General features: G+C 41.8%; 7 protein-coding genes. 6 read left to right on the top strand and 1 reads right to left on the bottom strand.

Annotated elements, in window-relative coordinates:
• Position 1: 1 nt before the first annotated feature.
• A complete protein-coding gene (locus DW039_RS02280) occupies positions 2–2,488 on the bottom strand; it encodes an ATP-dependent Clp protease ATP-binding subunit (protein ID WP_120381643.1) in 2,487 nt (828 codons plus the stop codon).
• A gap of 258 nt (positions 2,489–2,746) precedes the next feature.
• Here DW039_RS02280 and tssD point away from each other — a divergent pair, with 258 nt between their 5' ends.
• The 6 genes from tssD (at position 2,747) to DW039_RS02245 (ending at position 12,786) form a co-directional block, all read left to right on the top strand.
• Positions 2,747–3,145, top strand: coding sequence for a type VI secretion system tube protein TssD (gene tssD / locus DW039_RS02270; protein WP_118165945.1), 399 nt, complete (start codon positions 2,747–2,749; stop codon positions 3,143–3,145).
• 120 nt (positions 3,146–3,265) lie between these two features.
• Complete coding sequence (locus DW039_RS02265; protein ID WP_120381641.1) at positions 3,266–5,074, top strand: type VI secretion system Vgr family protein; 1,809 nt, start codon at positions 3,266–3,268, stop codon at positions 5,072–5,074.
• Between the two features lie 10 nt (positions 5,075–5,084).
• Entirely contained in the window at positions 5,085–6,443 is a 1,359-nt protein-coding gene (locus tag DW039_RS02260; RefSeq protein WP_120381640.1) for a hypothetical protein, read from the top strand.
• 47 nt (positions 6,444–6,490) lie between these two features.
• Complete coding sequence (locus DW039_RS02255; protein WP_120381639.1) at positions 6,491–6,964, top strand: hypothetical protein; 474 nt, start codon at positions 6,491–6,493, stop codon at positions 6,962–6,964.
• A gap of 5 nt (positions 6,965–6,969) precedes the next feature.
• Positions 6,970–8,334: a DUF5458 family protein gene (locus tag DW039_RS02250; protein WP_087247685.1), complete on the top strand. Its 1,365-nt coding sequence runs from the start codon at positions 6,970–6,972 to the stop codon at positions 8,332–8,334.
• 78 nt (positions 8,335–8,412) lie between these two features.
• Positions 8,413–12,786, top strand: a complete 4,374-nt coding sequence (locus DW039_RS02245) for a DUF6531 domain-containing protein (protein ID WP_120381638.1) — start codon at positions 8,413–8,415, stop codon at positions 12,784–12,786.
• Positions 12,787–12,793: the final 7 nt, after the last annotated feature.

Below are 12,793 nucleotides of genomic sequence, written 5' to 3'. Positions count from 1 at the left end.
TTCAGTGAATATCCCAAGTTAATTCATTCGCTTCATCTAATCCTACCTTCAAGGTCTTGCCTTTCGACAACTCTTCCTTTATTATAAGACGGGAAATAGGCCTACGTAAATAATTACGAATCACACCGGCAACCTGCCTTGCTCCATATTTAGGAGTAAATCCTTTATGTGCAAGCAGTTTACGGGCATCATCACTTATTTCAATTGCTATACCTTGACGGTCAAGCAGTTTTCTAAGGCCATTAAACTGTATGTCGAATATCATCAGCAAAATATCCTCGCTGATAGGAGAGAATGGAACAATTTCAGATAATCTGGCCAGAAACTCCGGACGGAAATGTCTTCCCATCACTTCCATTATCTGTGTAGTAGAAGGTACGCTTCCCGATTCCAACTGTTTAGTCAGCCACTCGCTGCCCACATTGGATGTAAACAGAATAATGGAATTGGAAAAATCACCTTCTTTGCCTAAACGGTCATGAAGTTTGCCCTCATCCATTATTTGGAGGAATATATCATATACCGATGGATGGGCTTTCTCTATTTCATCAAAAAGAACCACTGCATAAGGCTGCTGTCTTATCTTGTTTACCAGCATACCGCCTTCTTCATATCCTACATATCCCGGAGGGGCACCATACAGAAGGGCCGCAGAGTGTTCTTCCTTGAATTCCGACATATCAAAGCGTATCATGGATTTTTCATCATTGAACAATGTCTCAGCCAAAGCCTTTGCCAACTCTGTTTTTCCTGTACCGGTAGGTCCTAAAAGGAAGAAGGAGCCGATTGGCTGTCCCGGCTTATTCATTCCACTACGCGATTCAAGGATTGCATCCGTAAGTGTTTTCAAGGCCTGATCCTGCCCGACAACTCTTCTACGCAAATAGTCCTCCATATTCAACAGACGTTCCTTCTCCTGTGACTGTACTTTTCCTATTGGAATGCCGGTTCTGCTTGCTACCACCGCAGCGACTTCATATATTTCTACCTCTTCGATTTTCTTTTCGGCAAATTCGCGCATCAAGTTCAACGCATTCAGCAGATAACTCTTCAATTCAGTATAATCCTGAAGTTCATTCACATCCGTTTCATCGGTTATCACTCCTTGCAAGATAGGGCTTAGCCTATTACGCATAACAAACAATAAAGTCTTTAAGTCCTCAACTTTTTCACTTTCTTCCGTTTCGGCTTTTTCAATAGTGTCCAATTCATCAAGCAATTCTTTTACGTCCTGCTGTCCTGTTTCATTTACCATCTTTATGGCAGACAAGGTCATATCCAAAAGTCCAATGGCTGAGTCAGGCAACCGACGTTCCTTTACATAACGCTTGGCCAAACGCACACATTCAGCCGCGGCAGTATCGCTGATACCGACATGATGATAATCTGTATACTGTTTCTTTACACTATGAAGCATCTGAATGGCAGACTTTAAATCAGGCTCATTTACCTGAACGACCTCAAATCTACGACTGAACGCATGATCAGGTTCGATAATCTTCCTATACTCGTCTATTGTTGTAGCACCAATTACGGTCAAATCTCCACGTGACAGCTCCGGCTTCAGGATATTACCCGCTCCGGAATTACCCTGTCTGCTATCCAGTAGAACATGTATTTCATCTATAAACAGGATGGAATTTTCTATATGGCGAAGTTCCTTCAATACATTCTTCAAACGGTCTTCGATTTCTCCTTTATAGGTGGCTCCGGCAATAAGCGAAGCATTGTCCAACTCGAAGATACGGGCTCCTTCCAGAAAAGAAGGAACCTTCTTATTAACAATATCCCATGCCAGACCATAAACCAAAGCTGTTTTTCCAACTCCGGCATCACCTACAATCAAAACGTTTGATTTACTTCGGCTACCCAGCACTTCCATGACCATACGGGTCTCACGGTCTCTATTGATAACCGGCAATAATCTTTCAGGAGCGGCAGCCATCAGATCAATACAATATTTGGAAAGGTATGATGAACTTCCTATTCCCGGACCATAGTTGTCTGATATCGAAGCTGCATGATGATTTTCCACAGCGGGATTTTCTGTGTTATTAACATATAGGGATAATATATCTCTTTCCTGAATCGGAAAAGACCTCAACTGGTCACTTGAAAAAGCGACTCCTGGTTTTGACAAGGCAATAAGAACACAGATTGGATTTATATCAAATAATCCAAGACGAATACGAGCATCATCCGCAGCCCGAAATATAAAATCAATTTTTTCCGAAGGTTTTATCTCGGAAAGCTGGGTAGACTTGGGACATTGTTCAATATATACATCAGCCCACTCTTCCAGATAACCCAAATCCTTTCCAAGGCTTGCAATAAAATCTCTTAGCCCTACATCCTTATGAAGTAGAGCCTTTAACAAATGCGAGGGCATGTAATACTCATTCGCATTCTCACGAGCCACTGCCTGTGCTATGTTAAGCGCAATTTTTACAGAATCATTAAGATTAATGAAACTAACTCCTGTATCCATAATCGATAAAGATTAAAAAATTGCGCAGGAGAACAATGCAAATATAAAAGTAAAAAATGAAAGTCCATGCTCAAATCGGTATTTTTTTTTATGTTCATGAGCATATTTATGAAAAAAATATCCAATTTCTTTTGCGATGTTCGAAAAAAAGCATACATTGCGCCAGAAATCACAAAGGAAAGGGAGAACAACAACAGGATTCTGATTACTTTGAGGATTTCGAAGTGAACCAATTTATTAACTTAAAACTTTAATAACATGGCATTTAAAGCGTCATTTAAGTTTTCAGACTCTAGAGAGTTTGATGTATTGAGATGGGATGTCAAGTTTAACCGTGATGTAGATCCTAAAGGACGTCCGGCATCTGACATTTATGGAGGTACCATTAACGTGGAAGTCGAATCTACTCCTGACACAATCGTATTGGACAAGATGTTCAAACAGTACCAGCCAGTAAACGGAAACATCGTCTTCAAGAAAGCTGATGAAGATGCTAAAATGAAAGAACTGGTATTTGAAAACGGTTATGTCATTAAGTACGAGGAGGCACTAAGTGTAGCTAATGATTATCCTATGACAATCAAGTTCACTATTTCTGCTCAGACAGTAAAGATGAACGAAGTTACATTTACACAAGACTGGCCGGAAAATAACTAATGGTTAGTTTTGGGTTAAAGTTTTGAGGTGCCGGGATATACCAATTCCGGTTATTTTGGCACCTCAAAACATACCGACTAGTCGGTTTATTTATGTAATAACCTTATAGAAATTAATAATATGGGAGCAAGTTTTCTGAATCTGGTGGCTACAAAGGTGACGATAAAAGGAGAGGAACAGAAGTTCGTTTCCCTTCGTCTCCATCAGTCTTTCAACAAACATCACGATTTTACAGTGATTGTCAACTATCTTTCACCAAACAATACCTTCCAGCAGACTCCGGAGAAATTCATCAATTTCATTGGAGAGACTATCACTATTTCGTTTACCCATCGGCAGACTAGTGACAGTTATGTATTTGAAGGAGTGGTAACTAAGGTTGAAATGATTGGAAGTGAAGGCGAGGCAGGTGGTATAGCGATTCATGGAGAAAGCCCCACAATTCTGTTCGACAGTAACTGCACACTAGATTCATGGACTGAACAATCATTATCTGCAATCATTAATGAAGCGACACAAGAATATGGCAACGAGAAAATAGTTATTGCACCTAAATATACGAACCCGATTTCATATCTGGCACAATACAACGAAAGCGCATTTGCATTCATGAACCGCCTTTCTTTGTTATATGGCGAGTGGTTCTATTATGACGGCAATAAAATTTACTTCGGAAAACCGGAAAATATTAATACGGCAAAGCTTCAATATGACGTAGATCTTGAGGAAGTTCGCTTGATAGCCAATATGGTTCCTGGAAAATCTGCAAGATACGATTATGTAGCGCAGGAGAACAAAGAACATAATGCGGATACACCAGCCAAACCGGAAAGGATGAGCGATCTTCAATCTATTGCACATGCACGTTCAGAAAAGGCATATCCAGTAAAAGTCATATCCCCAGCCAATCCACATATCAAGGATAAGGCAGAACTTGATGACCAGATGAAAAGAGTACGAAATGCTTCTGGAGCAAGACTGCTCAATATAAGTGGTACAGGAAAGACTTGCCGTATCAGAATCGGCGAAATAATTGATGTTTCGTTCCCCGACAAGATGAAACTTTCTCCGCTCGGCAAATATCTTGTAACGGAAATTATTCACGAAGTACACCGGGACGGTCATTACTCCAATACATTTTTCGGAATTCCAGGCGATACAACAAATCTGCCCGTATCTGATGTCAGGTTTCCTACAGCAATGCCGGAGCTGGCTACAGTTCAGGAAAATAAAGATGAAAAAGGGCAAGGAAGAGTTAAGGTGCACTTTCAATGGCAAAAAGGCAGCAAAACTACAAATTGGATCAGAGTACAAAGCCCTAATGCCGGAACCAGTGATGCCGTAAGCAAAAACCGCGGACTTGTATTCGTACCGGAGGTTGGTGACCAGGTCATGATTGGCTATGAACATGGAAACCCGGACCGCCCCTATGTTTGCGGAGCCATGTTCCACTCCGAATCGGGACAAGGAGGAGGTGATAACAATCAGCTTAAAACAATCATTACCCGTAGTGGTAATGCTATCATCTTCAATGATGAAGCGGGAAGTATTACCATAACAGACCAGACAGGAAAACAACTGATTCTTCTTGATGGAAAGGACAGCATTACCATTATGGCGAAAAAGAGTGTGATTATCACAAACGAATCGGAATCAATAATTGCAATGGAGGATAAATCCATTGGCATGAAGGCCGAAACAATCTGTCTCGAAGCTGGAAAGAACATTGCATTTGTTTCTGGTAATGAAAATCTGATTATCAGTAAAGAAAAGACAGCCATAGCTACAACCGGGACAAATATAAAGGTTGAAGCACAAAGTCAATATGAGCAAACCAGCAAAGCAGGTACAGTTACAGCCAACAACATGTCCATAGAAGGTACAGCCGATGTTACCGTAACAGGAGGCATCGTAAAAATAAACTCTTAAACAAACTAATATGGGAGCATCAGCATCTGTTATACAAGAATACTATAAAGCGGTTGATTACTGGGCTGAAATAGAAGTCCGTAAAGACTGGAAGCTGGCAATATGGGTTGTCGAAGCTACAGACGTAGATTTGATTGATCGTTTTTTTGAAATAGAGCGTTCCCCGGTAGGACAGTTTGATGACATTTTTTTCCGCTTTGACACGATATATGAGGGCGATGATGAAAAATTCACAGAGCAACTTTGGAAAGAATATGTCAGCTGGTTTACAGAAGAAATTGACGAAAAGTATGATGTTCTCAAGGCATTGAAACAGGACGGACTATTAACTGGAGAGTATTTTCCCCGGACAGACATTCCTCACACTACTATTGCCTTATGGCAGGAGATGCTACGGCTAAAATCCTGTATTTCCGGACTGGAAGACACCAACTTTTGCATCTATTTCCCTCCCGGACAATTGAAAGGTCCTCAACGTGCAGAATGGTTTTCAAAAGTCTTATCAGAAGGTGTACCGCAAGGAATTCGGTTAGCTACTATCAATATAGCTGGAAACCGTAGCATACGACTTGACAATTCGCGGATGGTAGCCTGTATTTATCCCAAATTCAACCTGATTCAGGCTTTGCGCAACCGTATGGCACAAGGAGATGCCGGAGGAGACCTTACAGCTCCCGAAAACAAGTTTAAACAACAGGTTACCGTTGTAATGGACTGTACCCAAAAACAGGATAAAAAACTGTTAGGAAGGGAAATCAACAAACTTTTGGACATAGCCAAAGAACTAAAAGACAATGGTATCTATATATCTTCACTGTTTATTGCATCTGAAGCATTCTATGCCATCAGAGAATATAAGGACAGCATGAAGTACAGTGAAATTACTCTTAATGAAGCCCAAAAGGCTATGATGGGCGGTGATACGACAGGATATAGCTACTGGAAAATGGCGGCTTCCATGAAGGCTGCCATACTTACCGCAGAAAAGAAGCGTGACGAAGCGATTTCACTATATAAGGAGATAGCCTTGAAAGCTGTTGAGCAAAAAGATGCCTACTATGTGATGGAAGGTTACCGTATGTGTGGATTCCTGCGTTATGAAGAGGGCAAGATGGAAAGTGCTTTCGAGTTCTTTTTACTATCACTAGCAGGCGGAAGTTATCTTCCTGAAAACATTAGAAGAAACTCGACATTTACCTATGCCGCTTATCTCGCTTTGCATACAGGCAAACAAGTAAGGGCTCCTTCAGACATAGAAATACTCGAAAAACAATTACAGGAATGGCTTGGCAAAGATTGGAGGGAACTTGTTGATAACCCATCCATGCAACAAGCCAAGGCCAGAAGAAAGAAGAACATATTCAGTTAAAATCAAGAGAAATAGTTAACATATTTTTAATTTAAAATTAGAATAGTATGGAACTTGGAAATTATGGAATCGGCGGAAACGAGGTAAAACTCGAAGCATCCGAAGGTATTGCGGATATTCCACAAAACCGAACTTTAATGGTTGAGCAATTGACAAAGGACGAACCGGTAGCACCTGAAGTTGTAACAGGTCTTACCAACATTGACGAAGTCTTTGCACATTTCCAGCCGGAAATAGATATTGAGTTCTCTGATGCGGACGGAGCACCAGTCGAGGAGAACTTCCGTTTTAACAATGTTGGTGACTTTTCTGTTGCCAAGATGACAGAACATAGTCCTTTTCTATCCAGTCTGAATGCTGAAAAACAATTTGCAGACAAAATGGAAAAGTCTTTGCGTTCGAACAAGGTTCTGCAACGGGTTCTGGAGAATCCCACTACACGTGACGCCTTTGTCAATGCACTTTCAGTCATGCTGGACGAACTGAAAAACAATGAAAAGTCTAACTCTGTAAATGAATGATAGTTATGAGTGAACAGAATCCTAAAATAGAAGCTGCGGAACAACAAGTTGCTGCCGTACAAACCAGAAACTTAAATACTGAGTTACAGGCTCTTGCCAAATTTGGTGGTTTCAATGTATTGGAATCTTCTGTAGATGGAATACAGAACCTCAATCCAGAGCGTAAGGCAAGACGCAATATCTATTTGACCAGTAATGAAAAAGCGGCTGAACGTAAAGAACTTGCAAAGAGTATTGAAATGTGGGTAGAAATGCTGAAAAGCGGCAAATCTATCACAGAAATGATTGATGCTTGTCAGAAAAAGTCAGCAGCTGTATCAGATTTACTTTCACAAAACCAGCTCAAAGCGGTAGAGGAAGTCAAACAGTTGGAAAAATCGTACCGTACAGTCATGCTTTTCTACAAGAACACTGACTCGGACAAGATCAAGAATGTTTCCATTGTCAATGCATCTATGGCTCAGCTTACAGATCTTGACAACTCATTCTTCATTGACGCGATTGCCAATGAACTTCGCGCCAACTATGACCGCCTTGACTTAAGAACAAACTACTCATTATTGGTTATCCCTGGTTTTCTGGGTTCAAACAAGGTTGTTGAGAAATGGGCAAAGATTGCACACGATAACAAAGTAATGATCTACACAGACTTTGCCGACCTTGAAAAGCCGGATGATGTTATTGAAATGTTCTTTGACTCCAATTTATCCGGAGGTGACATCTATAAGTCAAATGTATGTATGACTTGTAACTATTTAGTGGGCAGAGGACGCTATGCAGAATTGGGTGAAACCGAAGATCTGCTTGTACCTCCTTCTGCTGCACTGGCAGGCAGTGTCTATAAGACAGTAATGGCACAAGTAACAGCCGGTAAGAAATATGGTTCAATGAGTGAAGTTGACGGAGTTGCTTTCAATCTGAAGAAAAGTGAAATTTCAGAAATCGAGAAGATTGGTTTGATTCCGATGGTTAAGGAATACGGTAAAGTAATGGCATTCTCAGCCAAGACACTTTTCAATGGTGACAACTTAGGTTTACAGACTTATTCGGTAGTCCGTGTTTTCGACTGGGTTACAAAAGTATTGATGGACTTTCTCAACCGCCGTGCATTTGAAAACTGGAACAGTAAAGCCGAAAGAGATTTACGCAGTCAAATCAGCAAGTTCCTTGATAGCATCCAAGGTCCTGGCCGTCTTATCGAAAAGTTCAAGATTCTCCGTTTTGAACGTGATCCGAAACAGAAAGACCGCATCTTCCTGGATATTCACCTCACTCCGTACTTCCCCGCAAAGAGTTTTGTAATCAAACTTGAAGGAACCAAGGGTGATGATGAAAATGACTGGAACAGCGACTATGCTCAGGATGCTTGAATTTAATAACTTTTTCTGAAGGCAACTGGGATTTCTTTTCTGACTTCCGGTTGCCTTTTCACTTCAAAACTTACCTGTATGCCATTCAATGATTTAGCTCAAAGCAGCAGTGCCAAGCGTGGATTTGCCGACCTTTTCGCAGACTCCAAAGCAGCTTTGGATAATATTCAGGCAGGGTTGGGTGGAATGCTCCCTTCCATGCCAGGGATGCCTGTTGCCAAATTTGGCGACCTTTCCATAGGTATTGATATGCATCCCACTGTTACGCCGCCTTCTCCTGTTATGCCGGTTCCGCATGTCGGGAAAATCTATGACCTTATGGCGGATATTATGGCGGGAATTGCCGCTGCCATACCACCTGCAACCTCTGGTATAGCAGGTGTAGCATGCAATGTATTGAAGGGAATGGCTCCTTCCGTAAAGGTACATAATCAGTGGATTGCGCAGGCAGGAATCAGTATTTTACATCTTCCGGCTTTTGTACTTCATCCGGCACCTTTGGTAAGTGGTATGTCGGAATCTGAAATGTGGATGGGAAGTTCTACAGTCTTGGCAGACGGTGCTCCCTGTTCCACACTTACCCATCCTTCGCTTTCCTGTAATCTTGTAGGTATCCCCACCATTCCACGTAAAGGAAAACCTAAAAAGGTAAGCAAGGCTCTGATGGCACCAACTTCAATGCTTTCAACCATAACTTCTGTGGGAAAGCCTGTGCTTGTAGGCGGCCCTCCTACCATTGATTTGTTTGCCTTGACCATGAAATTGGGGCTGAAAGGCATTGGCAAAATATGGAAAAAGATTGGAGATAAGTTTCAAGATCTCATAAACAATTTACGTAAAAAAGGGAAAAACAAACTGGCAGATATCCTACAGCCCATTAAGTGCAAAACTTTTGGAGAACCTGTAGATGCAGCTACCGGAAGAGTTTATCATACGAATGTGGACTTTGAACTTCCTGGTCCAATTCCAATTAAATGGGAACGTACCTATTATAGTGATGCAGCTGTCGATGGTCCATTAGGTTATAATTGGCATCATAGCTATAATATGGGAGTAAAACAAATCAATGATAAAGCTTTTGTAATTCGTCATGCAGATGGGCGTGAATCTTATTTGCCCGTACTTCTTGTTGGCGAAAAATGGATAGACCGAAAGGAACAGCTGAAATGGGAACTTGATTCGCATGGTTATCAACTCACTGACAGTCGTGGCTATCAATACCGTTTCAACGGATTGGAAAATAAGTTCGGATACCGTATGGTATCATCCATTTCTACACGTGACGGTTTCTCTGTCATACTTAAATATGCTTCTGCTGGACGCTTGGTTGAAATTATTTCTTCTCGTGGTGAACATATTAAAGTAGATACAGATGACGCCGGACGGGTTACCTGTGTTTCTATAAAACAGGACAATGAAGAAATAAAGCTTGTACGCTATTGTTACGATGAACAAGGAAATATGATTGAAACCATTGATGCCCTCAATGTCAGCAAATATTTCTTTTACAAAGAAAATCATCTACTGATACGACTTGTCAACCAAGGCGGTATGTCCTTTCATTGGGAATATGAGGGTAATGGCGAAAACGCACGCTGCATACATACATGGGGTGATGGCGGTGTAATGGAATACTATATCCATTATGGCAAAGGAACAACCCGTATCCGTAATGGCGAAAATGCTGTCACTGAATATTTCTATGGTTCTGACAAACTTATCTATAAAATTATTGATGCCAATGGCGGAATAACCCGTTATCGTTACAATGCTTCTGAAGAATTGGAAGTTATAGTCAACCCGGAAGGATACACCCGAAAGACTATTTATAATGATTTTGGATTTCCTATCCGTATAACAGATGAAAATGGGGAAGATACCTGGTTGCAATATGATGACAATTACAATCTGACTTCTTTGCGTACACCGGAAGGAAGACAACTCACATGGAAGTATGACGAACAGGACAGACTTGCAAGTCGTACTACCATGAATGGTCAAACCATCAGATATTCTTATAAAGATGGCTTACTTCATACCATTACAGACGGACAAGGACGTGTATATACATTATTATTCAATTCCCATTATGAACTTGAATCACTTGTTTTTCCAAATGGACTTTCCCGCCACTGGTTTTATGATAACCGCGGGCGTCTTATAGAAGCAACAGATATAAAAGGGAATATCACACGTTACGCATACGACCGTGCAGACAACTTGATACGTTTAGAGGAGCCTGATGGCAACATACACCATTTTGAGTACGATGCTATGGGCAACATGATTCATGCCAAGGACAATATCCGTGAAGTCAAATTTACTTACGGAGCTTTAGGCATATTGAAAAGCCGGGAGCAGGAACGCCACCGCATCACCTTCGGTTACAACAGCGAGTTGCAGCTCCGCCGTATTGGGAACGAGGCTGGTGAAAATTATTTCTTTGAACTGGACGGACTGGGGCAAGTCATTACCGAGATAGGCTTTGATGGATTGAGGCGCGAATATGAACGTGATGGTTCCGGTCGTATTACACGTGTAAACCGTCCCGGAGGCAAATGGACGGAATACTTGTATGATGGACTGGACAACATCCTAAAGGAAGAACAATATGATGGCGAAACTGCATTATATGCATACGACAAGGATGGATTGCTTATCAAAGCTGAAAACAGCGAAAACAAGCTGAAGTTTACACGTGACAAGAAAACAGGATTGGTTATCGAAGAAAAGCAGGGAGAATATACTGTCAACCGCACTTATGATAACGAAGGTAACTGTACCCGCATTACCAGCAATCTGGGAGCGGACATACGCCATACATACGATCATGAGGGTAATTTGCAGACTATGCAGGCGGGAGAAAACTGGCAAGCTTCATGGGTACGTGACAATACAGGGCTGGAAGTCCAACGCACTTATTCAGGTAATGTCACTGTCAGGACAGAACGTGACCGTTTTGGACGCGAGGTGCATAAATCAGTGCGTACAGGCAACATCGAGCGTGGGGCATACCGCTACGAGTGGGGCATCGCGGGTCGGCTGCTCGCCAAAGAGAACGAGCTAACCGGAACGCTCATGCGCTACGATTACGACCGTTTCGACTTCCTCATCCGTCAGGAAATGACAAAAGGTTCCGAAACGGACGTGATTTACCGCGTGCCGGATTTCGTGGGAAATCTCTTTGAGACGCCGGACAGAAAAGACCGCAAATACGGTGCGGGAGGAAGACTTTTGGAAGACCCATCATGCTTCTACCACTATGACGATGAGGGAAACCTCATTTTCCGTGAATACAAGGAGTTCCAAGACAACAGTGTGGCCCATAACCACAAGCGCATGGAAAAGGAACGCGGTATCCGCTGTATGGCTACGGGCATGGGATGGATCTACGAGTGGGCATCCAACGGAATGCTCAGGCGGGTCGTGCGCCCGGACGGTAGGACAGTGGACTTCTACTACGATGCGTTAGGACGGCGCACCACCAAGCGGTATTTCGGCAAAATCACACGCTGGGTGTGGGACGGCAACGTGCCGCTGCACGAATGGAGCTATAAAGCCATCGGCTCACAGTCGGACGAAGAGGAAAACATTCCTCCAAAAGAACCAGCGGAAGATATTACTACATGGATATTCGAAGAAGAAACATTGATTCCTACCGCCAAGATACAAGGTGATAAATCTTGCTCTATTGTGTCCGACTACTTGGGTACTCCCATCCAAATGTACGATGAACAAGGGAACAAGATTTGGGACTGTATGCTGGACATTTACGGAAAAGTGATTGATTTTACGGGAAAATCCCTTTATGATTGCCCGTTCAGGTTTCAGGGACAGTATGAAGATGCTGAAACAGGGTTATATTATAATAGATTCAGATACTATTCTGCCGAAATCGGATGTTATTTAACTCATGATCCAATTGGATTGGCTGGAGGAATCCTTATTTACGGTTATGTTTCTAACCCTAATTCCTATATTGATCCTTCTGGAGAAAGCAGTTATCGGTTAGGTAAAAATTTGGAAAAGAATGGTATGAATCATGGTGGTAAAGTAACTTTCGGACCAAATGGGAATAGAAGCACAGAATGGCAGGCGCATCACATTATCCCAGAACAAGTTTGGAAAGAAAATAACAAATTCTTTAAGGAAATTGGTCTGAGAGGTCGTGATTCCGCATCCAATGGCGTTTTCTTACCCAATAGTAAAGAAGTTGCCTTAAAAAATAGCTTACAATATTTTCACTGCGGCTCTCACCCTGACTACAATTTAACTGTTGATGAAGAAATAAAAAAGATAGAAGCAATGTATGAATTTGAAAAAAATAATATAAAACCTGATGTAGCTAAAGCTAACGCTATAAACCGCATCCGAAATTTACAAAATGATTTTCGGCAAAAGATGTCCGCCTATTATACAGGAGAACCAGTTTCTATCAATAACTTTCATTAATATTAAC

Source organism: Bacteroides sp. AF39-16AC, from assembly GCF_003602735.1.
Lineage (GTDB): Bacteria > Bacteroidota > Bacteroidia > Bacteroidales > Bacteroidaceae > Bacteroides > Bacteroides uniformis.
This window is presented reverse-complemented; position numbering and strand designations above follow the sequence as displayed.